Origin of the sequence: Methylomarinum sp. Ch1-1, assembly GCF_030717995.2 — a bacterium.
GTDB lineage: Bacteria > Pseudomonadota > Gammaproteobacteria > Methylococcales > Methylomonadaceae > Methylomarinum > Methylomarinum roseum.
In genome coordinates this window covers 3,322,000-3,346,303 of sequence record NZ_CP157743.1, presented here as the reverse complement: position 1 = coordinate 3,346,303, position 24,304 = coordinate 3,322,000, and the positions used below count along the sequence as shown (strand labels likewise).

18 protein-coding genes and 1 tRNA gene are annotated in these 24,304 nt (G+C 50.1%); 5 read left to right on the top strand and 14 right to left on the bottom strand.

All coding sequences use genetic code 11. From position 1 onward, the window contains the following. Positions 1-169 precede the first annotated feature (169 nt). The 6 genes from Q9L42_RS15335 to pyrF form a co-directional block, all read right to left on the bottom strand. Positions 170-1,570 carry an FAD-dependent oxidoreductase gene (locus Q9L42_RS15335; protein WP_349431356.1) on the bottom strand — a complete coding sequence of 467 codons (1,401 nt, stop codon included), beginning with the start codon at positions 1,568-1,570 and terminating at the stop codon, positions 170-172. Positions 1,571-1,788: 218 nt separating this feature from the next. Then, positions 1,789-4,035: a terpene cyclase/mutase family protein gene (locus Q9L42_RS15330; RefSeq protein ID WP_349431355.1), complete on the bottom strand. Its 2,247-nt coding sequence runs from the start codon at positions 4,033-4,035 to the stop codon at positions 1,789-1,791. Between the two features lie 294 nt (positions 4,036-4,329). Continuing rightward, the gene (locus Q9L42_RS15325) at positions 4,330-4,932 is read right to left on the bottom strand and encodes a nuclear transport factor 2 family protein (RefSeq protein WP_305907542.1); all 603 of its coding nucleotides are present in this window, start codon (positions 4,930-4,932) and stop codon (positions 4,330-4,332) included. Between the two features lie 10 nt (positions 4,933-4,942). Further along, positions 4,943-6,586 carry a cytochrome P450 gene (locus Q9L42_RS15320; protein ID WP_349431354.1) on the bottom strand — a complete coding sequence of 548 codons (1,644 nt, stop codon included), beginning with the start codon at positions 6,584-6,586 and terminating at the stop codon, positions 4,943-4,945. A gap of 699 nt (positions 6,587-7,285) precedes the next feature. Further along, positions 7,286-8,872, bottom strand: coding sequence for an FAD-binding oxidoreductase (locus Q9L42_RS15315; RefSeq protein WP_305907544.1), 1,587 nt, complete (start codon positions 8,870-8,872; stop codon positions 7,286-7,288). Between the two features lie 447 nt (positions 8,873-9,319). Then, positions 9,320-10,042 (bottom strand): orotidine-5'-phosphate decarboxylase, encoded by a 723-nt coding sequence (gene pyrF, locus Q9L42_RS15310; RefSeq protein WP_305907545.1) that lies wholly within the window; start codon positions 10,040-10,042, stop codon positions 9,320-9,322. Positions 10,043-10,575: 533 nt separating this feature from the next. Between pyrF and Q9L42_RS15305 the strand changes: the two genes are divergently transcribed. From Q9L42_RS15305 to Q9L42_RS15290, 4 genes are all read left to right on the top strand, one after another. Then, positions 10,576-11,487, top strand: coding sequence for an AEC family transporter (locus Q9L42_RS15305; RefSeq protein WP_305907546.1), 912 nt, complete (start codon positions 10,576-10,578; stop codon positions 11,485-11,487). Further along, entirely contained in the window at positions 11,484-12,710 is a 1,227-nt protein-coding gene (locus Q9L42_RS15300) for a competence/damage-inducible protein A (RefSeq protein WP_305907547.1), read from the top strand. The genes Q9L42_RS15305 and Q9L42_RS15300 overlap by 4 nt, the downstream gene beginning before the upstream one ends. Then, complete coding sequence (locus tag Q9L42_RS15295; RefSeq protein ID WP_349431353.1) at positions 12,701-14,593, top strand: ATP-binding cassette domain-containing protein; 1,893 nt, start codon at positions 12,701-12,703, stop codon at positions 14,591-14,593. Before Q9L42_RS15300 ends, Q9L42_RS15295 begins: the two co-directional genes overlap by 10 nt. Before the next feature lie 70 nt (positions 14,594-14,663). After that, positions 14,664-14,751, top strand: a tRNA-Ser gene (locus Q9L42_RS15290). A 288-nt stretch (positions 14,752-15,039) separates the two neighbouring features. On the opposite strand, the gene Q9L42_RS15285 is transcribed toward Q9L42_RS15290, so the two are convergent. From Q9L42_RS15285 to Q9L42_RS15255, 7 genes are all read right to left on the bottom strand, one after another. Then, complete coding sequence (locus Q9L42_RS15285; protein ID WP_305907548.1) at positions 15,040-15,561, bottom strand: hypothetical protein; 522 nt, start codon at positions 15,559-15,561, stop codon at positions 15,040-15,042. 349 nt (positions 15,562-15,910) lie between these two features. Further along, complete coding sequence (locus tag Q9L42_RS15280) at positions 15,911-16,243, bottom strand: cupin domain-containing protein (protein WP_305907550.1); 333 nt, start codon at positions 16,241-16,243, stop codon at positions 15,911-15,913. A 504-nt stretch (positions 16,244-16,747) separates the two neighbouring features. Then, complete coding sequence (locus Q9L42_RS15275; protein ID WP_305907551.1) at positions 16,748-17,290, bottom strand: transposase; 543 nt, start codon at positions 17,288-17,290, stop codon at positions 16,748-16,750. Continuing rightward, positions 17,218-17,706 (bottom strand): hypothetical protein, encoded by a 489-nt coding sequence (locus tag Q9L42_RS15270; RefSeq protein WP_349431352.1) that lies wholly within the window; start codon positions 17,704-17,706, stop codon positions 17,218-17,220. The genes Q9L42_RS15275 and Q9L42_RS15270 overlap by 73 nt, the downstream gene beginning before the upstream one ends. Before the next feature lie 835 nt (positions 17,707-18,541). Beyond that, entirely contained in the window at positions 18,542-19,060 is a 519-nt protein-coding gene (locus tag Q9L42_RS15265) for an REP-associated tyrosine transposase (protein WP_305907553.1), read from the bottom strand. 452 nt (positions 19,061-19,512) lie between these two features. After that, a complete protein-coding gene (locus Q9L42_RS15260) occupies positions 19,513-20,097 on the bottom strand; it encodes a Uma2 family endonuclease (RefSeq protein ID WP_305907554.1) in 585 nt (194 codons plus the stop codon). 480 nt (positions 20,098-20,577) lie between these two features. Further along, complete coding sequence (locus tag Q9L42_RS15255) at positions 20,578-20,940, bottom strand: DUF4870 family protein (RefSeq protein ID WP_305907555.1); 363 nt, start codon at positions 20,938-20,940, stop codon at positions 20,578-20,580. Positions 20,941-21,194: 254 nt separating this feature from the next. Here Q9L42_RS15255 and Q9L42_RS15250 point away from each other — a divergent pair, with 254 nt between their 5' ends. Beyond that, positions 21,195-23,249: a BCCT family transporter gene (locus tag Q9L42_RS15250; protein WP_349431350.1), complete on the top strand. Its 2,055-nt coding sequence runs from the start codon at positions 21,195-21,197 to the stop codon at positions 23,247-23,249. 86 nt (positions 23,250-23,335) lie between these two features. On the opposite strand, the gene Q9L42_RS15245 is transcribed toward Q9L42_RS15250, so the two are convergent. After that, positions 23,336-23,968 carry a hypothetical protein gene (locus Q9L42_RS15245; protein WP_349431349.1) on the bottom strand — a complete coding sequence of 211 codons (633 nt, stop codon included), beginning with the start codon at positions 23,966-23,968 and terminating at the stop codon, positions 23,336-23,338. Between the last annotated feature and the right edge of the window lie 336 nt (positions 23,969-24,304).

Here is a 24,304-nt window from a genome sequence, read left to right as displayed (position 1 = left end):
CTTCCCGCACCATCTGGACTAATTCGGTAGGCGGCTAGCCTAATTCTTGGTCTACTCCCTAAACCCTGAAAGATACTGAATAGTTACGTCTGTTATTAAATAGAATCTCAATAGATCAAAAAGCGTTTGTATCTTGAATAGTTAGAGCAAAGCGAAACCTGTCTCAGAGCTAGGGTCTTTGAATTTTGGAGCCATTATTTAAATATGAAAGCATATGCGTCTTTATTCTCGCGAGATTATGATAAAAAAGTGACACTGTGGGAAGTTCGTTTTTGATCAATGGCTTAATGATGCAGAAGGCATCGGTAAGCAGTTTTAGGGCCTTGGGTAAATTCAAAACGTTTTGACGCACCAAATTACAGGCGCCGAACATCGCCAAAAAACAAAATTGCTTGAATAATACGGAATGACTCCTGTTCAATCCCGCCAAAATGGCGATCGACTCCTGGGCGTTGTTTCCGCCACACTGAAGGTATTTAAAGACTGCCAGTTTCAGTAGTTCATTGGACATCACGGCATAGAGTGCGTTGGCCAGTATATTGAGGTTGGCATTGGCTCTCTGTCTGTCCCGGTAATAGGATTCGATCTTTGTATGAATCAAATCGGTATTGGAAAAATCGGGCATAGCCAATAAATAGGCGCTCAAAATCTGAATATCGGAAAATACCGCCGTCAGCCCTCCACCGGTCAGGGGGTGGCGCATATTGAGCGCATCCCCTAGCATCACGGCCCCTTTGCGGATTTTAGGATTGGCCGCCAAATAATGGTTGGGCATGACCTTGAAACCGCCCTGTCGCAAAGACTGTTCGTAGCTTTTCAGCATGGATTTGGGGATATAAGGCGTGACATTGGTATCCAAATGCTGTTGCAGCAGCACTTTTCGCGGCGTCTGTTGGCCGGGGAAATCGATTAACAATCTGACTTCATTGTTGGAAATCGGATAGCAAATAAAGGGAGTCGGTCCCGATAAAAATACATGTCCGTGGTTGGGGAAGGGCATTTCGCAATCTTTAAGAATCAAACCGATAAAATAAGAAGTTACGGTTTTTTCATTATTGCTGAGATGCTCTCTAAAATTGGAAAAGAACCCGTCGCTGGTTATGGTTAAAGGGGCGTAAACGGAATGGATTTGTGAAGAAAGGGAATCCCGGTAACTGACACCTATGATTTCATGTCGGTCGTTTTCCAGTAATCGCAGGGCCTTGCCGTGTATTTGCGTGACCGTGTCGTTCTGTAGGGCGGAAGCCCTGATTCGTTGCAAAAAGCGGCCATTATGCAAGCCCATTCCGTTATGTGAAGGCGGATAAGCAATGGTGGTTTTTTCGTCGCCCTGTAATAAGGCATATCCTGCGACCGGCTGAGCCTCGAATCCATCCAGTAGATGCTTCAGCCCCAGCTGCTCCAGCGTTAATACGGCTCCTGGTTGCAGCAATTCACCGACGATACGTTTTTTCTCGTCGTAACTTTGATCGATCAGCGCGATCCGAATGCCTCTGGGGGCGAGATAAGCGGCGATTGTTGCGCCTGCCATGCCTGCGCCGATAATACAAATATCGAACTCTGATTTCATATTGAGCTACTTAAAGCACATCCTCTAAAGGTCTTCCGTGGGTTATTAATTATCAGCGTAACTATTCAGCTTGATACTGAGAAAATATTTCTTTTACTATCAGTTACTTGCTCCAGAAGACGCCGTGGATATGTCCCTATAGGCTTGGATGCGACATCCCTGTCGCATACACTTCTTCCGCAAGCAATTGATAGTAAAAGCATTTTTATACTGAATAGTTACTTATCAGCAATATAGCGACTAAAATAGCGATTCAAGGCCCAAATAGGGAAGATATTCCTATAATTCGCATAGGTGATCATACAATTATAGTTAAATACACCGGAAATATTTTCCTGCGACCAGTCACCCAGGTCGGTTTGTCTGTCCAACAATAATCTGACGCCGGCGTCCAGGACTTTTGCATCAGTAAAATCAGCCGCAAACAGCGTTAGCAGGGCCCAGGCCGTATTGATTACCTGTGAATTGGGTGTCTCGGTGTAAACTAATTTGGCACAGGATTCGAAGGTCTCTCCCCAGCCGCCATCGGTTTTTTGCTTGGCGACCAGGAAGGCGCACGCTTTTTCGATGCCGGTCATCAGTTGCGCATCGTCATAATAGCCTGCGCCCCTGGCATTGCTGAGGGCTTCCACAGCGAACCAGGTTGCATAAGTGAAACAGACCGCCCAGCCACCATACCAAGAGCCATCCGCTTTTTGTTGTTTAAGGATAAAGTCGATGCCTGCACTGATGGCCCTGCATATTTCGCGAGTTTTGTAATCCGGATAGGTTTGCCGAAAGTCCAATAAGGAAATGACGCAGGCCGCCGTACATTCGGTCCACGAGTAATCGATCATTATATCGGCAAATACTTCGGAAGGGTTGAGTTTTTCCAGCCATTTGGGGCCGCGGGTCAGTTCATAAGTGGCCCAGCCGCCATCGGTGTTTTGGTAAGACAGGATGACATCGACAGCCTGTTTGATACGATGTTCATCGACCACGGGCCGCACCAGACCGGAGCGGTGTATGGCCAGTGTGGCGCTAAGTCCTTCCGCCGTGCAGTCGGAGACGGGCCAACCATTTTCCGCAGTCGAAAAGGGCCAACTGCCTATCATGGGATGGCGGAAAAATTCGCCATGGGTTGGGTGCTCCTGATTAATTTGGGACAGTTCGATAAATCGGTAGCTTTTCGCAATAGTATCCGGAAACAGTTTCCCCAGGCTGCTTTCCAGCATCGCGCGGCTGGCAAACGCAGTATCCCAAAGCTGAGAACCGTTGTAGCCATTCATTTTCATGCCATCTTCGGCAACCCATAAATAATCATACCAACGTGCGACATGCTGTTTGAATTGCGAGGAATTCTTACCGTAGGCATGCCAGATACAAATGGAATTAATGGCTTGGTTGACGGGACCAATGTTGATGTAGTGGGTTTGCTCATCCTCGGCATTGAGATATTTCAAGATGAAATCGATGGATTTTGCTCTTAACCATGAGCTGTAGAATCTTTCATATTGATTGGTGAAAAAATTCATCCATTTCAGCACCTTAGAGGGCGTGGTATAGCGATCTTTTTCACATACGGCGTCACGTTGTTTCGGCCAGTCGATCGCGTTGAAATCTTCGTTATAGATTTCCTCTCGCAATGACAGAATCAGGTCATTTTCCGGCGCCTGGATGCGCCGGGCATAACAATAGGCCATGGGCAGGTAGACCATACGGCTATGACACCAGTAACGCCAGGGATGAACCGGCAACCATTTGGGAAACAACCACATTTCCGGAAACAGGCTGTTGAATCCCCGCCAGTCATAACAATTCAAAACCGACAGATAGAATTTCCCCCAGGAAGGAATGCCAGTCGCGCCGCCATGCTTTTTGATCCACTCTCTGGCCCTGATTAATTGCTGATGATTTTTATCGACTTCAAGCAGGCGCAGTGACACGTATTGCATGACGGTGCCGAACATGGTCGATTCGCCTTCGATATGCATCCCCCAGCCGCCATCCGGGTTTTGATGATTGAACAAATAAAGTTTCATCATTTCCCGGTGCGCTTGGGGAAACGGCGTTTCCGAGATATAAGCGGCGATCAGCAGGCCGGGTAACAGAAAAAGCGGACCACCGTAATCACCGGGCCAATGGCCGTCGTCACTCTGCAGAAAGGAATAGAAGTTCATGCCTTTGACCAAGGCATCGATAACGCCTTGCTGTTCGGAGTTCTCTGCTTGCGGGATTTGCCCGCCGTATGGCCGAAACCTGGCGGCGATCGCTGCGTGTCGGTATACCTTGTCGCCGGAATTGGGATTGGCGGTTCTGTCGAAGCGAAAGTCTTCGGCAAACTGCTTTATATCTTCATCGGTAAAATTGTCGACATTTTGCAAATGCTCGTTGATATTCTGCGAGTCGGACTTGAATGCCCAAACCTGTCTTCCCTTTTCCGTCAGCAGTTGCCAGTTTTTCCAGCCCGGTTTTATATTCAACATAGTTTCTGATACGGGGGTATTACTTGATGAGGCGAGGCGCAGTTCTTAAAGGATTCGTAATCATAGAGTATAACAATTCTTTTCTATCTGTCTGTTGCTTGCATTAAAAACGACGTTTGTCCGCTACCTGAAACTACGTAGATTATTAATCATAACTAATAGCCTACCGTATTTAGGCGCCGGGTTGGATGCGACATCTGCCCGCCATGGAGGGTGGAAATGCCGACATCCGCCGGGAGCGGATGCGGTAGCACGCCATGGCGGGCTGAATGTTATGCATCATCAAATAGTGCATTATTTGTTAATCAGGGCGATCCTCACCATGGCGATAACTCCCTTCAGTCTTTTCCATAAGCCCGATTGTTTGCGTAAACGCTCGTGGCCCGGAAGCAATTGCCCTTTGGCTAATTTACCAATTTTACGCTTGACGGCCGGGTCTAGCTTGCCATCGGCGGCTAATTCAAAAAACAAGGCTTTGACATTGCCTAAATCGAAAAAATCCCGTTGCCATTCCCATTTGTAATGGCCGCCGTAACGAAACCAAGAGCCGCCTATGCCGGCGACTTCATAATGGCTGCCGTCTTCGCGCAATGCGGGGGACACTTGTCGCCACAAGCCGATGACCTCGCCCAGTTTTTCATCGATTAAAATGCGATGATAGGGATAGCGCCATTCTTCAAAGCCTTCCATTTGCACTCCTAAGGCCCATTCCTCTATCTCTTTTCGGCTGCGCGCGACAAATTCCTCATTGGGACCGATATTCCAGCGGTATTCGGCGTCATCGGTATACATCGCTCCGAGATATTTAGCCCAGTTGCCTTCCTTTTCGGCGTTACGATTTGCCTCTAGCCACCGTTCAACCATTTCTTCAAGTTCTGCTCTGGGGTATGCGGTCATTTTCTGTTTCTTAGGTGCGGTTGTTGAGTTCAATTTTAATTGCCTGGGTTGGGCAATATTTTTCGGCTTGCCGAGCTTTTTTCAGTAACTCGGACGACGGGTTTTCTTGTAAAACGGTGACATGACCGGCATCGTCCACCCGAAAAAGTTCAGGCGCTTCGGTCATGCAGGTGGCATGCCCCTGGCAAAGCTCCCGATCGAGCATTATTCGAAAGCCCGGAGTGGTCGTCGCCTGGCTTTGTTGGTTGTCAGCGAGGGCCGCCCCGGATTGGGCGTCGGCGATGGGCGATCGTTTGACATAACGAACCCGGCAAGGTGATTGTGGCTGCACCACCATTTGGGTAAAGTCATCCTGATAACTGTCTTTGTCGTCGATTAATTCAAAGGTATAGCGGCGCAGCAAAATACAGAAAATCGCCTTTAGTTGCAGCATGGCGAATGCGTTGCCGGAGCATTTGTGCTTACCCCCGCCGAAGGCGATCCAGCTAAAAGGGCGGGCATCTTCCTGGCGTGCCTCCGTATAACGATCGGGATCGAATTTTTCCGGATCCGGGAAAACGCCGGCGATGCGATGGGACACGCGCGGCGAAGCGCAGACGTATTTTCCTGCCTTGACGGTATAATCTTTGAAATGAAAATCTTGCACGACCTTGCGGATTAAAAATATCAACGGCGGATGCAAACGCAACACTTCTTTGATGACGTTTTCCAGTACCGGAATTTCGCGCAAGGATTGGAAAGTCACTTCGCCTTCGGCGCCGAAATTGCCATCCAGTTCCTGTAACACGGCGTCCAAATATTCCGGTCGGCGCGCCAATTCCAATAAGGTCCAGGCCGCCGTGCCAGCCGTGGTATGGTGGCCGGCAAAAATGGTGCCGATTAACATACCGGTGATTTCATGCGCGGATAGGCGAGTGCCGTCGTCGTAGCGGGCATCAATCAGCATCTGAAATGCATCTTCACTTTTTTCCGCTTTTCTCGCTCTTTTGTCGATGATGGCGGTGACCAATTCCTGCAGCCTGGCGCGGGCTTTGTCGCGACGGCGAAATACGGGCAAGGGAAGATAGGGAAAGACGAAGGCCAGGGGATTGACGCCCTGTTCAAGGTCATGGTATATGCGCGCGAACTCTTCGTTGAGTTCATAACGGAATTCATCGCCCAGTAGGCAGTGGCTGGAGGTGTATATGGTGAGTTCTTTCATGAACTCGAGCAAATCTATTTCACCGCTATCCCCCCAGTCGGCAATCATCTGTTCGACTTCCCGAACGATCACTCGGGCATAACCCCGCATCGGTTGATCACGCAATACCGGCATCAGCATTTTGAGCTGTTGATCTTTTTTATGCGGCGGGGCATCGAAAACGACGCCCTTGCCAAAGATCGGCGTCATGATTTTATAGGCTTGACTTTGATCCAGTTGGGCATCGGGAGCGCGAAAAAAGGCTTCACTGGCTTCCGGGCCGGTTAGCAGCACCATTTGCTGATGAAACATGCGGAATTCACCGATTTCTCCTAGGGTATTTCTAAGTTTCATCATGTAGGCAAAGGGATTCTTGCCAAATTCGAGCATATGACCTAATAGCGGCAATGCGCCGGCCATCTTAGGTGGGGATTTCCCCATAAGAACGGTTTTATCGTGAGTCTTCTTGGTCATAACCCAATTTTAAAGTGTTTGCTCTTAAGATACGCTGATGCCCCACAAATTATGGAGGCACCGAATAAATCCGTCCTGGATTTCTTGGCGTCCGGCAACTCAAAATGCGATTTTATTTGCCGTATCAACGATCATGGCGTTTGGCGCCATCCTGGTCAATCAACACGTCAAGCGCCTGATCGTTCCCTCTCCCGGAGGGCGAGGGAGAGCATGGTGTCGCTTCGCGACTTTTATCGCAAATAAATTGCTAACTGAGAACGATTTTTGTCGTGCCTCCCTGCACTTCAGGAAATAAAGAATTAATCAACATTTCCTTATGTTTATCCTTGCATAAGAACATTGGCGGATGCAGACAAACTTTTCCATTCTACTCGGTAACAGGGTAATCCACAAATTTGTGGATCAATATCAGCAATTCAGTTTGAGTATTTTTGAACGCCAAAGTGGGAATTGCTGGATCAATATGGAAAGCAGGATTTCTATTTGGGACGCGTTGAATAAATCCGTCCTAGATTTCCCGGCGCCCGGGAAATAAAACTGTGATTTTATTTGCCGGGCAAAGTCAATCACTTATTCTGATCGATTTGGGGCGAGCGTCCAGCCCTCCAGGACATACTGCATTGATCAGCATTTTCTTAGTCAAGCGGCGACAGGAACAGCGAAACATTTAGCATGATGTCGGCGGTTCGGTTGAACGACTCAACGCGACCGTTTACTTTCCGCTTTTTCCAGGCGTCTCATTTCCACGGGCGAAACCCGGCCATTCGAGGAAACCTTATCGTAAACTTCATCGAAGGCTTGCCGGCAATAAGGCAGTTTTTGTCGCATTTCGTCATAGCCGGTATGATCGAACATCGATCGGAAATCTTCCCGACTCAGCATGGTTCTCGCATACAAGGCCTGGTAACCCCCGTGCTCGATGACGAACTTTTCCAACAATGGCAGGGCAACGGTATTGTCGAAATTCTTTTTGCATGGCGTACCGTAGGCGCCGATATCGACAAACAGTTCATCCACCGTGCCATTTTCCTTCTTAAATGGCTGAACGAAGCTTGCATGTTCGCCGTTGTCCTTAATCGCCATCGGTGAAAGCCATAATGGATAGAGGTTAAAATGTTCGTCGAAATAGTCGATGGATGGTTTCAGATGGCGGATAGGCATCAACATGTCCTGGACTACATGAAATTTTTCCCGAAGCCTTCGGGTGGTTTCGGTTTCCGTATATTTCAGCAACTCAATCCGGGGTGGAAGAGCCCAGCCCAGTAATGCTCTGAAGAGGGGGTGATTCCCGAACGGGATGATTTCTTCCATGGTCCAGAAATAACCGCGGGTATGGCGATGATAATAATCCCGCAGCGGCAGATATTCGACAGCTTCCTCCTTGCGGTTCAGATAACGCTCGACATGTTTGTAAAACCAGGGCTTATACCAGCGTCCGATGACGTTTAAGGAACCGTCCGTACCGACGGTGTCGGTTAATGTTCCTGTCATGATCACCGCTTGATCGCGGCCGTAAACCAGTCCTTCGACGAAGTCGTTGTTCTCGGTGTCGCGAGAGGCTTGCTCGAACAGGTTGATCATTCTGTCCAGACTATATACGGGGTGATAGTGAACCCGGACGTATTTTTTCATCGGGATGATCTTTAATTCGGCGGCCACCAGAAACCCTAGAGTGCCGTGGCTCCACGGAATCTGATAAAAGAGTTCCGGATTTTCGTTCGGGCTGCATTTGACCAGTTTCCCTTCCGCCGTGACGATCTCGAAAGCTTCGCAAATATGTTGGAACAAACCGTATTTATGGCTGCTGGTTTCCACGCCGAACCCCATGATCAAGCCTCCCACGGTCAAACTATCCAGTTCCGGTATCACGGGCAAGGTCCAGCCCCGCGATGTCAGGCTGCGAGAGATCTGGCCCATGGTCACTAACGGTTCCACCCGAATAATGCGACGTTGTTCGTCTACTTCAAGCAAGTCGTACAGATCGATATTGATCCGGCGATGGGAAAGCTTGTATTTGGGCACCATCTCGCTCATGGTTTTCCAGCCCGATCTGGCCGTGCAGAGTTTTTGTCCGGCGCCTTGTTTTTTCCAATCGTCGATTTGCCGGATGATGGCATTAACTCTGGCGTCGTGTTTGGCGGGAGCGCTGTTGAGGCGAAAAATAATCCGGTTACGAGCGTCCGTGTAGGCTCCATAGACGACGGAAACAGGCAGGAGAAAGAAGGTGGCGAATATTCCCCGATAATGGGTCAGTATATGTTCGAATAATGCTTCGATTTTTGTCATGTATTTGTCTTCGGTCGATTAAATGTAGAGAGGACTGATAAATAGGGCCGCAAACAACATCAGCGAAATTTTTTTAATGATGTGTGCCGCATCGAATGAATTTCCTGTTTCCGATCCGCTGCAAGGCCTTTAGCCGAGGGAAAAGCCGCCTGAGTAGACGAACATAGCCGATAGGTCTATGAAATATAGGTGTTGGGGATTTACGACAGCTTACATGTGGTCGAAACCTCTGCTAATCACCCTGTGTCACGTTGGACAAATGTCGTATATAGTCATCGCACTTCAAACTTCGGCGCCTTCGTACCTTCGCCCTTCGGGAGAAGGCTGGATGAGGGCATCAAAAAAACCGAAATTTGAAGAGTGAACAATATATCTGCAAAAAACGAATCAATTCAGACCATCTCGCCGGGCGGTTTTCAAGTCAGAGCAGCGGTGACTACGAATGCCTTAAAACTGCGCTTGAATCTGGGCTTGAATTCTCTCCGCCATTTCCTTACGGTTCTCGGCATCCCGGATCGGTCGGCCGACGACGATATAATCGGCGCCGTTTTGGAAAGCTTGCTCGACGCTGACGACCCGTTTCTGATCATCTTCCTCGCGGTTGTCAACCGGCCTGACGCCTGGCGTAATAACCAACAGGCTGTGGTTCAGCTCTTTCCTTAGCATGGCGACTTCCAGGCCGGATGAGACGATGCCGTCGCAGCCGATTTGCAGCGCGCGCTTGGCGCGCGACAACACCAGTTCTCTGATGTCGCATTGAAAGCCTAAATCATCGAGGTCGCCGCGGTCCAGGCTGGTTAATGCGGTCACCGCCAATACCTTCAGGTCGCCTTTTTCCTTGGCGGCGGCTTCCATGATCGAGTCGTTACCGTGGATCGTGGCCAGGTCGACGCCTTTGCTGCTCAAGGCGCGGATGGCGCGGCCGACGGTGGCGGGAATGTCGAAAAATTTCAGATCGACGAAGACTTTTTTATCATGCTGTTTGAGCCACTCGATGAAAGCGAAATAATCGCCGGACATGAACAACTCCATGCCGACTTTGTAGAATACGACCGAATCGCCCAGTTCCTCGACCAGGGCCTGTGCTTCCGGAATGCTGGGGACGTCCAGCGCCATGATTAAACGTTCGCGTGACGGGATGGGTTTTTTAGAGATAAAAGAGTCTGTCATATCCAAAAAGATCGGTTAAAAGAAATGAATAGGTAAGGTCACAAGGCTAGACTATGGGTATCGATTCAGTACTTTTCGAAAAGGATGAGCCGAAGGCTGGCATTGCTATCGATACGCTTCATGTGGTTCAGCGCATCTTACGAGTTAAAGTTTTAAGGTTAGGTTGGTCAAAGCGCTGGCGTGTCCCAACAAGCGTTCTTTCACCTTGTGCCGTTAGTCTTGGCTATCAGCAATTCCCAGTTTGAACATTTTTGCGGTGTTTAGGGCATGGGGTGTGTCTGTCGAGGAGCGCCGTTCACCCAGCACCTAAATAAACGACGATAATAAATCATAGCCAATAGTCTATGGTATTTAGGTGCTGGGTAAACCCATCCCTGGGGGCTTGACGGCCGCATCCTTGCTGCCGACATCCTCGCCAAACACACCCCATGCCCTTTTTGAACGCCAAAGTGGGAATTGCTGCTTGGCTATATTACCGTAACTCCTTTCAATCGTGAATGTTAAAATGCACGATTAAACAACAAAAGCACTCTATGAGCTCAACTCTAATACAAATGGCGCTGATCATGGCTTGTGGAGCCGGTTGGCGGTTTTTATCGCCGGCCGGATTATCGGCCGATCAGACCCGCACGGTGTTGACCTCCGTGGTTTACTATCTGTTTCTGCCTGCGATGGTGCTGGAAGTGCTATGGTCTGCAGACATCGGTCTAAAGTCCTTTGAATTTAGCGTGTTAGGTGCAAGCGCGGTGCTGTCGGGTCTGGTCGCGACCTGGGCGGTGACCACTTTGTTTAAGTTTCACGATCGACAAAAGGGCGCGTTGATTCTGGCGGCCTCGTTTCCGAATGTCACCTATCTGGGGCTGCCGGTGCTGGAGCAAACCTTTGGCGCTTGGGCCAGATCGGTGGCGATACAACTGGATTATTTTGCTTGTGGGCCGCTGTTGTTTACTATCGGCATCACCATTGCCCGCTATTATGGCCGCGACGACGGTGGTTCAAAATTCATCCTGTCCTTTTTGGCGACGCCGCCGTTCTGCGCCGCGATCACCGCGGTGATATTGAATATCAACGACATCGAAGCACCGGCCTGGCTGCTCGGCGTGCTGCTGAAATTGTCGGGCGCGGTGGTGCCGATTATGTTGTTTTCGCTGGGTCTGGCGCTGAAATGGGAGTCCGTCAGATTGCGCAATACGCCCTATATCCTGCCGGTCATCGTGATCAGGCTGTTATTGATACCATTGCTGCTGATCTATCTGTCCCAATACCTGACAATGGAAGCGCCGAGCAAGGCGGCGGCGATACTCGACTTGTCGATGCCCAGCATGGTGCTCGGCATCGTTTTTTGCGATCGCTATCAACTCGACAGCTCGCTGTATGCGATGGCGGTGACGGTGACGACCTTATTGAGCCTATTGACTTTACCATTTTGGTACGGAATGTTATGAAACCGATCGCGGAAATTTTTTCTCAAGGTGAAGAAGTGGTCGGCGGGAATGTCGTCGACAGCAATGCCGCCTGGCTTTCTGAGCGGCTGGTGGCGTTGGGATTCACCGTCAAGCGGCATACCGTCGTTGGCGATGATCTCGATGACTTGAAAAGCTTATTGCGGGAAATCGCCGAGCGCGCCGATTGTTGTATTTGCACCGGAGGCCTGGGACCGACCGTTGATGACCTGACCGCGGAGGCGGTCGCGGAGGCGTTTGCGCGGCCTTTGCAGTTGGACGACATCGCCTTGAAGCAAATTCAACGTTATTTCAGCAGGCGCAACCGGGATATGGCCGAGAGCAATCGCAAACAGGCCTATCTGCCGCAAGGATCGCTACGCATCGACAATCACTGGGGCACCGCCCCCGGTTTCTCGCTGCGACAGCAACGCTGCCTGTTCTTTTTCGTGCCCGGCGTGCCTTCTGAAATGAAACGCTTGTTCGAGACATCGGTCTCGGCGAGCTTGTTACGGAACTTTTCTGTCCGTCCGGATACCTTAGTAACTTTACGTTGTATCGGCATCGGCGAATCGGATCTTCAGCAGAAGCTGAGTCATTGGCGGTTGCCGGATCATGTTCGGCTCGGTTTTCGCGCCGGCGCCGATGAAGTTCAGGTCAAGCTGTTGTTTCCGGGCGATCACCATGTACAGCATATCGACGATTGCGTTGCCCAGGCCGCCGATTGCCTAGGCGATTATGTATTCGTGATAGATCGTGGGGGGCAGTCCCGGCGTGGTCTGGTCGATGTCATCGCCGAATTGATGATGCAGAAAAACGATACCCTGAGCGTGCTGGAGACGGCCAGTCAGGGATTGATCGCGGCCAAATGCCTCGGTCAGCCGTGGTTGTCGGCGACGCGCTACAGACGCTGTTTGGCCAGCCTGGCGGCGGAGCTGGACGTGTCGATAAACCAAGAAGATATGCAGCAAACCGCCGTCGCTTGCGCCCGGCAGCTGCAACAGCGGGAAGGTACGGAACTGGCGCTGGTGCAACTGCATTCCGGCGCGTCCGAACAATTTGGCGATCAGGAGCGTAGCATTATTTTATATAATGTCCTGTTGACGCCCGATGCTCTGCATTACAGTCAGCACAGCGCCGGCGGGCCGCCAGAACGCAAACAGAACCAGGCCGCGTTGTCGGCGCTGGATTTACTCAGACGCTATTTACAGAACAAATGCCCTTAATACGCTTAAACAATGTTTCGATCGCCTATGGCACACATGCCTTGCTGGACAACGCCAATTTTCAACTGGATGCCGGAGAAAGAGTCGGCCTGCTAGGCCGCAACGGTGAAGGAAAATCGACGTTGATGAAAATCATCGCCGGTTATGTACACGCCGATTCGGGCGAGGTTTGGCGCCAGCCGGAGCTGAAAATGGCCTGGCTGGAACAGGCTCCGGAACTGAACGACGAAGACACCATTTATGACGCCGTCGCTGGCGGCTTGGGCGATCTCGGTCAACTGATCGTGCAATACCATGAATTGCTCAGCCACATGGACGGCAGCGAACCATCCTTACAGGCCCTGGGCGATATGCAGCAGAAGCTTGAGGCGGATAATGGCTGGCATTTTCAGCAACGCGTGGAGGCGACGCTGAGTCGATTGAACTTGCCGGCCGATGTCAAGATCGGCAGTCTGTCCGGCGGTTGGAAACGGCGGGTGGCCTTGGCCAGGGCGCTGGTGATCGAACCGGAAGTGCTGCTCTTGGACGAGCCTACCAACCATCTGGATTTCGAAAGCATCGCCTGGCTGGAAGAGCAGGTGTTGGCCTTTCAAGGCGCGGTATTATTTGTGACCCACGATCGCTCCTTTTTACAAAAGCTGGCCACCCGCATCATCGATCTGGATCGCGGTCAATTGGTGTCATGGTCGGGCAATTACCAGGATTATCTGCGCCGCAAAGCCGCCGCATTGGAGGACGAAGCCAATCAGAACGCCGAATTTGACAAGAAGCTGGCGAAAGAGGAAGTCTGGATCAGGCAGGGTATTAAGGCGCGGCGCACCCGTAACGAAGGTCGTGTCAGGGCCTTGCAGAAACTGCGTGCCGAGCGAGCCGAACGTCGCAACACCCAGGGCGCCGCGCGTCTTAATCTTGGCAAGGCCGAAGCCTCGGGCAAGAAAGTCATCGACGCGACCGACGTCAGCTTTCAATATCAGGACAAGGTCATCATCAAAGACTTTTCCACGTTGATCGAACGCGGCGACAAGATCGGCCTGTTGGGTCCGAATGGCGCCGGTAAATCAACTTTGTTGAAATTGTTGTTGAAACAGTTGGAGCCCACCTCGGGCACGATAGAGCAGGGCACTAAGCTGCAAGTGGCGTATTTCGATCAGCTGCGCGAACAGCTCGATCCAGAATTGACGGTGGCCGAAACCGTTGGCAACGGCAGCGATTTCATCGAGATCGACGGCGGCAAACGCCATGTCATGTCCTACCTGAGCGACTTTTTGTTTGCGCCGGCCAGAGCGCGTTCGCCGGTCAAGAGTTTGTCCGGCGGCGAGAAAAACCGTCTACTGCTGGCGCGTCTTTTTACCCAACCGGCCAACCTGATCATCATGGACGAACCGACCAACGATCTCGATTTGGAAACGCTGGAGATTTTGGAGGAAAAGCTGGTCAATTATCAAGGCACCTTGCTGTTGGTCAGCCACGATCGAACTTTCCTCGACAATGTCGTGACCGGCGTCTTTGTTTTCGAAGGCGAGGGCGTCGTCAACGAATATATCGGCGGTTATGCCGACTGGTATCGCATCGCCGATCAGCATAAAAAGGACCAGGCAGAACAGCGGCGAATGGAAACCTTCAAGAAGGAAAAGCCTAAGCCTAAAATTGCTCAGCCGAAAAAACTGGGCTTCAAACAGCAAAAGGAATTGGAGCAATTGCCAGAGTTGATCGATGAATTGGAAACGAAACAAGCCGGTCTGAATGAATTGATCAACGATCCCGATTTCTACAAAAAAGACCCATCGGAAATCAATGACAAGCTCGCCGAACTGGAGCAGCTCAACCAGGATTTGGATCAAGCCTATCAGCGTTGGGAGGAATTGGATGCGCTGCAGGGATAATCCAATTTGCAATAAAATAGAAATTACAGTATTCTAGGCGGCTCTTCAGCACTCGCTGAAGGTCCTGTTAGGAGAGATGGCCGAGTGGTCGAAGGCGCACGCCTGGAAAGTGTGTATACGGCAACGTATCGAGGGTTCGAATCCCTCTCTCTCCGCCATTTATCCAAGTCTTTGATTTTTAAGGACAAAAACAACATAACCCCAATATAGAAGCAGTTTTCTACGAAAACATGCTACAAAAGGGTTGTTGTCATGGCTAAAATTCCTCACCTGGTCAGACGAAAGAGTGTGTTTTATTTTCGTCTTGTCGTTCTTGTCGAACTCCGAGATACTGTTTCCGGCTTAGCTTGTTGTTGTGTGCGGCATAGCGCTTGGCCACGATACTACGCCCATCTTGAAAAGGTTGCGTCAACGGCTTCGCACGGGGTTGGCTGATGTAAAGCTCGCTATCCAACGGCACGAAGCCGGCTTCGCAACTCAAGCCCAAGGCCAACACCTGCTGCCCCATGACATGCCGCCCCGTCGTATGATCGAAATGACTGGACATCCCCCGGCATCTTCTTGCCGAACCGTTGCTGAATCGAATCATCCAAGACCAAGGCCTTCGGGCCGGCGCTCACCAAGGCGCGTGCCGCCTTTTGCGCGACCTGGCTATGACAACGGCGCCAATTCAAATCTTCTCGATTCAGGGTGTCATACAGCACATCCTTGCCCAGACTACTTTGCACGCTGTCACGAGCAAACATCACAATGGACTCTTTCGCCAACCAGACCCAGAGCACTAAGGCGTACATCACCTCATGAATCGATGCGCCTGAACGTTTCTTGAAACCGGCTCGGCTCAACAGTGTCTTCATGCCCACTTGCTGCCAACGGCTTGCAAAGACGTTATCCATTAATAATCCGCTTTGCTGCAGAAAATCGCGGGTTAGGGCTGGCAGTTCGGGAAGCTTTGTGGCACGATGCATAGGCGTTCTATTTGGGCGTTAAGTTGGATTGTCAAGATTTCCAATATTATACCCGAATAGAGCGACTTATTACTTACTTATCAATGCATTATGCAGGGCTGCCTCGCTAAATGAATGAGTGGCAAAACAGAATTTAACGACAAGTACGCCTAAAGTAAGTTAAACGTTTAGGGTGTGTTAAATACCCCGCCTCGCGTGCACGGCCAATTTTGCCCCGGTGGCGGTTTTTGGCGGCTTGCTTCGCGAAGCCGCCCTACGATGCGGTAGGGTGTGCTGACGATAGGAAGCGCACCGGTTTTTGATGCGCTTCACACAGGGGGGGAGGTCGTTGGGCGTCTTCTTATGCTAATCATTGTTCTTTGATCATAACAAGCAGCATCTTAAATCGCGTATTTGCTTTTACGGAATGTGGCTTATGGGCAGGTATTATGATCATCTCACCTTCGCTAACGGTATAGACTGACTCTGCTATTGTTATATCCGCAACGCCATCAATGACCTGGACAAGCGCGTTAAAGGGAGCGGTATGTTCACTCAGTCCTTGGCCCGCGTCAAAGGCAAACATAGTCACTGTTCCGACATGCTTATGTATAACAGTGCGACTCACCACTGACCCGGTCTGATAAGCGACTAAGTTTTTCATATTTAGGACTGTGCCGACAAGTTGGTCTGTATCTGACATTTGATACCCCTCTTTGTGCTTATTTCATCAGTTTAAAAAATCTTTTTTGCGTGACGCTGAGAGGGCGGGGGCAGTCGTCCGGTGCATTTGTCCAACGGGGGCGGGTGCAAGGTGTGCTTTAGCTTCAGCTTGCTATTGCCTTTGGATTCAGCGAGATAACGAGTCTTGAGTTCTTCCCGCCATTCGGCGTTATGGTCAAACCAAAGCCGTGCTACGTGCTAGAGGAAAAATCTTCCGCGCCTATATTGTCGTCTTTGACTCCAGATTCGCTCAGTATTTCAAACATCGTTTTTACCATAGCCGGGGCCCAGTTATAGAGAAAGCGAGTCAAATATCCGTCTTTTGAATACTATAAGGTTGAATACCGAATAGAACAAACGAATTTTTTTACATTTAATATCATGATTGTCGATATAAAAGGCCGGATTAAATTAATCTGAGGAGAGAGGATGTCATTTAAGTGCTTAAGGAAAAATGGGACTGACCCTGAGGTATCCCCACAAATTACGCTTTTTCCAGGGTGCTGAAATAACCAACCAAGAGAGCTTGAGCGTGTTCCAATAAATTTTCCTGCAACTCAAATACCACATATTGACAGGCGATACGAGCAAGAAAAATGACCGAATAAGGTGAACGATCACGATTGCTGCAGACTTTGATTTGCCGTTCGATGGCAGTGCCTTTCAAGCCCAGCCCAATCAGCCAAAGCGCAAAAATGATAAGCGCTGCAATCAATAATAAATTTGCACGTCGTTCGGCGTTTATCCGGCTGTCTTGAGTTAAGTCGGCGCCGTAATGCGCGCTTTTCGTGTCTCGGAAACCTTCCTCGATTTGCATGCGGGAACGATAATAATTCACGACATCAACCGGCGTATAATCCTTCAATGAGGGCGAAACGACCAGTAACCAGGGCTCTTTTTCGCGTGCCGCCTGTTTCCGGCTGGATCTGGATTGAGCGGGGCGGTGTTGAACTGTCAGATCTTTACGATGTTTGGGGCACGGTAAAACGCGACTAAGGCCCCGGGTAACGGATTGCTGCGAACCCAAAGAGCCTTACCCAGGCATTTGGCTTTGCGTGTAGCGCGAGCATGCAAGGATTTGGCTGGGAGCCATTGCTTGGGCTCATCGGCCCAAGCGATAAAATCTCGGCCGCGAATCCGACCCAACCAATGCCAATTGAGGGCTTCGACGGCCCGAAAAAACGGGGTGCGAAACCCGGAGTCGGCGACAATGATGGGGGTAACGCCGGGCGGAAGCAGTTCCTGAAGACGACGCAGAAACTGCTGTTGAACCTTGGGGTTCCCCAGTTTTTTGCGTGGGTGGACTTCCTCGTATAAGGTAATGGTACGACCGCCGGTCGGTAGCGCCGCGCGTAATAACTGTTGACTTTGATCGGCGGTGAGCGGTGACCAGTCGATAAGAATCAAAGGTAAGGACAATGACTGTAATAACCACTGTGTCATGACCCCCATAGAGCTTTTGGCGCTCAGACTTGAGATTGGGATTGCCGAGGAGACGGTCGATGCGCTTGATTTTGTGTTTGATATAGGACGGGCCGGAAAGTGCGCGCCCCAGGGCCGTTAGCGATACCGAGACGCCTGTCAAGCCAGCCTCTACGGTCGCCATGAGCGATTTAAGCCGGGTTCGATGAAGCTCAGGAAGCGCCAGTTTGATCAAATGATGGAGGTAAACTAATGGTCGACATAGGGCCTTCCCGGCGAAGCTGAAAGATTACGTATTTCAACAATTAGACCCGAAAAAACAATTTATCTATCAATTTTTAGCTATAGAAAATTGTTTTATATGACTATTTTGTGGGGATACCTCAGAGCCTGTTCCCATTTCCTGTCCGATGGAATCCCAATGTCATGTAACCCTGCACCTAATAATCAGATGAGAAAATAATCTTGAAAATTATCAGGTAATTTAGGGTGCTGGGCAACATGACCTACGGAAAATGCAACTTATGGTCGGAAAACAGGTAGGTCAGGTTGCGCGATAGCGTTCCCTGACATTTCGATGGCGCATCGGGTTGTCACGTAACCCGTTCCCTTGCGATTGGTTGGTTTGGCAAGGTTGAACGGCAATGGTGCAAGGGAACGGGCAACGTGACCTACGGAAAATGCAACTTACGGTCGGAAAACAGGGTTGTCACGTAACCCGCTCCCTTGCGTTTGATTTAGGTGGCAAGTTTGAACGGCAATGGCGCAAGGGAACGGGCAACGTGACCTACGGAAAATGCAACTTATGGTCGGAAAACAGCTAGGTCAGGTTGCGCGATTGCGCTACCTGACAAATCTATTCCAAAATCATTGATTTAATGTTCCCGGGAACTAATTTTCTTCCCCAATCTTTAGGATAGCGGTCTTTAGATTGATGAACATGAAACGATGACCACGGATAATCGACAGGGTCGGTGACAATCTCATGTTTGACCGGATTGAAATGAATATAATCCATGTGAAGGTTCAGGTCTTCGGTATCACGAATGATATGGTCCCAAAATCGACGTTGCCACAAGGTGGTCGGCATCGTGATATTTCTTGCCCGCTTCCAGCGATGAGTAAAACGCAATTTCACCGATTGCAGGATTCGAGAGAAAGCATGGCCTTCGTCCATCCTGATGAGCCAATGAAAATGGTCATCGAGTATGACATAGGCCAAAACTCGGAACGGCATCTCCTTTTTCACTTCACGCATGACCGTCAGCAATAATTCTTTGTCTGCGTCATTAGCCAGTACCGGATTTCGCCGATGGCAAACGGCGGTAATAAACACCGGATGATTGATCGGCGGGTATCGTCGAATATCGGTCATGAATATGGATTATAAACACATTCGCTGAAAATCTTGGAAACGGAGCGCCAGCGAAGTGAAGATTTTTAGTCCCCGATAGGCGTAGGGCCGATTGTTTTGTCGGAATCGAAGCGAGAGCGAAGGTGGAGACAAAATAAAAAGTCTCCCGAAACGCCGTCAAGTCATTTGTGGGAGTGCGACGGAGCCAGCATCGAGTTTACGATGATATGGCGGAGTGGCACGGACGCAGGACGAATCGGGGCCGCCGGAGGCAATAATCGCCACGTAATTTCTGCCGCTTGCTTGGGCTGGGATGCCCAAAACAAGCTTTCGCAGAAATAGTGGCGCGCTAGTGCCTGTCATGAAATTCTTTGATTTATTAGTAGGTCAGGGTGCGCATTAGCGTTCCCTGACTATTTGCTGGGCGACGTGACCTACGAGCTTAGCAGTCGGGTAGGGTGGCATTGCCCACCTTACTCTTGATTCTGTTCGTGGAACATCGTGACATCCTCGATGTCGACCTGGTCGTATATTGCTTCGACCGGTACGGTGATATTCAGGGAATTAAAGGTGATTTGGTCGCCCAGGTAATAATAGAACGACTGCCAGCCGTCCTTACGACTAAAGACTTGAATTTCGCCTTTATCCTGTTCGACCAGCACATATTCTTCCAATGTGGGTAATTGTTGGCAGCGCAGGCGCTTTTGCGTTTGATCGAATTTCCGCGTGGATTTGGATAGGACTTCGACGACGACGGTCGGCGAGGTCTTGTAATAGTCGTTTTCTTTATCCTCCTGGCAAACGACCATCACATCGGGGTAGAAAAAATCTTCTGCGACCCGAAGTTTCATGTCGGCCATGAAGGTGCGGCAGGGGCAACCCTTTAAACGGTTTTTAAATTCGCTAAAGATATTGCCCGCCAATAAATTGTGGTTCTCGCTCGCGCCGCCCATCGCGAAGATTTCACCGTCGACAAGCTGATGCTTGACGTCTGTCGACAATTCATACTGCAGATAGTCTTCCGCGCTGATGCGACGATGGGACGGCTGTAATGCCATGGCATGCCTCATTGGGATAAAAGGTTATACTGTTCGCACTTCAAATTTCGGTTTTTTTGATGCCCTCATCCAGCCTTCTACCGGAGGGCGAAGGTATTAAGGTGCCGAACTTTAAAGTGCGATGACTATAATCATTTGTTTGTTCAAATTAGCGACGATCCGCATTGCTGTCAAGCGATGGCGGTAGCTCGGATAGGAAATGAGAATGTGATAAGAACGAGGCGCATCTGTCGAGAAAGTTGTGTAACAATGTGTTCGGAAAAAAACCACCTCTCTGCAATTTGGCCGCGAAAAAGACCGGCGAGGTTTCCAGAATCCGTTCACGCGGGGCGGGTTATTTAACCCGCCCCGAACATTCAACTGGCTTTGGGCACGGTTGAAACGTTCAGGACGGGATTACAAATCCCGTCCTGCTAAGTGGTTATAATGAAAAGATAAGAGAGACCGCAAACTTAAATTAATCATCATATTTCCTGTGCGTTAAAAAATCGGTTTAACTTCTTTGGATTTACTTAGAGCATTCCAGCCATAAACAATTCTATGAATGGTCCAGATGATGGCCCCAATTAATACGACATAGCCAATGACCAAAGGTAGCGTCAATGTTCCGACCACTAACGAAAGCAATGCAACCCAGAAGGTATTGATTTGCCACTGAAAGTGAGATTCAAGCCAAGTGCCTTTGACATGAGCTCGATTGAGGTATCCGATAACGACTGCAATCACAAAAGTGATGCCGCCTAACAGGAATGCGAGTGCCTGCAGCAGATATATCAGGCTCGCTAAATCTTTATAATCAGAGCTATGACTTTCGTGATTATCATGGACGTGAAATGTGTTCATAACAAACCTCCTTTAGCTTCAATTAATTAGACTAAATTCAAGGCAATTTAGTTGCAACAATGGTGGTCGGCGCCTGATATGTTGTTGGGGATATCGACGCAAATAGCCATAGCGCTGATATTGCTTCCCTCCAAATCATACAGACCGAGTTCATGCCAAGCATATCCCACTTCTCGGTGGGCGGTTTGTAAGCTTTTTACTGCAGGTGTATCATGATGACACAAAAAATCAAGTAAATCAGGGGAGGTAGGCCTATGGCCCAAGTAAAAAACGGCATTCGATCCACCATTCTTGTTCCGGTATTCATTCCGGCCGTTGTCGTTATTTTACTGCTGGTGATAGGCACGATCAGTAATCCAACGCTGGCGGGTGAAACATTCAGTAGCGTACTAGCTTATATTACCGAAAAGTTCGGTTGGTTCTATATGTTGTCGGTCGCGTTTTTCCTGGTGTTCATTGTCAGTATCGCTTTCACCAAATGGGGCAATATCAAGCTGGGACCGGATCACGCGGCCCCGCAATACAGCTTTCCCGCTTGGTTTGCGATGTTGTTTTCCGCCGGTTATGGGATTGCTTTGCTGTTCTTCGGCGTAGCCGAACCGGTTTTGCATTACGCATCACCGCCGGCAGGCGCGGCCGAAACGGTGGATTCGGCGAAGCAGGCGATGCAGATTGCGTTTTTCCACTGGGGTTTCCATATCTGGGCGATTTACGGTCTGGTGGGGCTGGTATTGGGCTATTTCGCCTTTCGGCACGGCCTGCCGCTATCGATACGCTCAGCGTTATACCCGTTGATCGGCGATAAAATTTATGGCCCCGTCGGTCATGTGGTCGACGTATTCGCCATCCTGGGCACGATGTTCGGCATCGCTACGACCCTGGGACTGTCGGTGGCCCAAATCAATGCCGGCATCCATTACCTGTGGCCGGGGGTGCCCGTCAGCGTCACCGTTCAAATCATGTCTATCTGCATTATCACCGGATTGGCGATTTTCTCCGTCGTTGCCGGTATGGACAAGGGCGTGAAGCGCCTCTCCATACTGAATATGGTATTGGCGGTCTCCCTGATGATTTTCATCTTCGCGGTAGGGCCCACAATCCATATTCTGGAAAGTTTTCTGCAAAATACCGGCAGCTATCTGAACCATATCATTGAGCGGACCTTCAATTTACAGGCTTATTCACGCAGCGACTGGATTGGCAACTGGACTTTATTCATCTTTGGCTGGACGATTTCTTGGGCGCCCTTCGTCGGCTTGTTTATCGCCAAAATCAGCCGTGGCCGCACGATACGTCAGTTTGTCGTCGGCGTCATGATGGTGCCCTCGATCTTCACGTTTTTGTGGTTTTCCGTTTTTGGCGACACCGCGTTGCATCAGATCATGAATCAGGGTTACAGCGCGCTGATTGCCGAAGTTCAGGCGGATCACGCCGTGGCTCTGTTCAAACTGTATGAAGTCTTGCCGCTGTCGTCGCTCATCACCTTCATCACGGTGATACTGATCATCACCTTTTTCGTGACTTCATCCGACTCAGGTTCGTTGGTCATCGATTCATTGGCTTCCGGCGGCGCCACCGTGACCCCCGTTTGGCAGCGCGTTTTCTGGGCGGCTTCCGAAGGTGCGGTTGCCTCCTCATTGCTGCTGGCCGGCGGCCTCAGCGCCCTGCAAACGATGGCGATCGCTAGTGCGCTGCCATTTTCGATCATCATGATTGCTTCGGCATTCGGCATGTGGCGAGCCCTGGTTATCGAGGGGCATCATTACACCAGCTTGAAGAAGGATGTGCAGAATCGTTTCTCAGGCACTTCCGGGCGCGGCTTGTGGAAAAAAAGACTGCTCGGGCTGGTGACTTTTCCCGACCGTCAGCAGGTAGAAGAGTTCATGATCACGACGGTCAGCAAGGCCATGCATCGGGTAAAGCGCGAATTGAGCAAACAGAACTGGTCCGCCGAGGTGCGTTACGATGAGCCGAGGTCCAGAATCTATCTGGAAGTGAGCAAGGAAAACAAGATCGATTTTATCTATGATATTCGCATGCTCGAACACGCGCTGCCAGATTACGCCTATCCGGAAATGGTGCATCAGGATAATGCCGGGCGCACTTACTATCGGGCGGAGGTGTTTTTGCGCCGTGGCGGACAGTCCTACGACATCTATGGTTATGACCAACACGACATCATCACCGATATACTCGATCAGTTCGAAAAGCATCTGCACTTTTTGCATATTTCCCCGGAAAGCCTGCCCTGGAACATGGCGGAGCACGATGAAATGTTGATGACAGACCCGGAGTCTAGTCAGTCTTGAGGATTCGATGTAGAGCAATGCGGCTCCCATCTTTATAAGCGCTTGATGGTGGGGGCGAGCTGACGCGGTGCTCCTGGTCGAAAATGCTAATGACTGTTGTTTTCGCTGCCGGAGTCCGGCGCAAACGCGCCTTGACGGACGAAGTCCTGATAGATATGTTCCGATAAATGCTCGATGGCATGCATGCTGCCCAGCATTGAAAACGGTAAGGCCGGAAAAAACAGCAGCCAACCTACCATCGCTTCCGTTTCATAGGCTTTCGCCGTATAGGTTCGACCCGTTTTGACATTTTCCAGCGTGTAAATCAAATCGTATTCTTGATCGACGGTATAGGGGATCAGCATCAGCGTGAGGCCGCTGATGATTTGCATCGCAGTGCTGGAATCAACGCTGTGACGTCCGGACAAGGTCAAGTTGTAATCGGCGTTGCCGGTGAAGTTTCCGAGTTCGACATAATTGGAATCGGAAATATAGCCTTTGTCTTGCCATAACATCTTGATCACCCTGTCGTTGACCATACGGCCATCTTTATTGCGGGTGACCACCTGCATCACATCGATGTCGTATTGATATTCCGGGCTGACCGTGGTTTCAATGATTGGTGACAGCAAAGGTTTGATCGGTTCTAGCTCGGCAAGTTTGTCGCCAGAAAAAGTCATGCAGCCGGTCATAAAGACTAACAGCGCTATAAAACCAGAGATACAGTAATATCTTCGCATTTTTGTCGCTCATGATCTAAACAGTCAATGGCCAATGGCGCTGCCGGGAGAATCGGCAAAATAGCTTTAAAAAGCTCGCTGCAGCCGCGGCGTGCTCAGCAAGTGGTTCGCTGGCGTCATTCCATCGTGTAGAAGTATGATCCGGTTTTACTTAAGAATGCAACGGTCGGTTGCCAATGGAATGCTGAGAAGGCGGTTTCCAGTCATGTCAACATTGACTGGTTGGGGGATAGGTGGTCAAGGAGTCCGCGAACCGTCCAGTGAGTGGGACGGTTCGCGGCTATTGCAGCCTTTATCAAAGCTTATTCATGCTTGATTAGGCTAAAGGATAGTCGT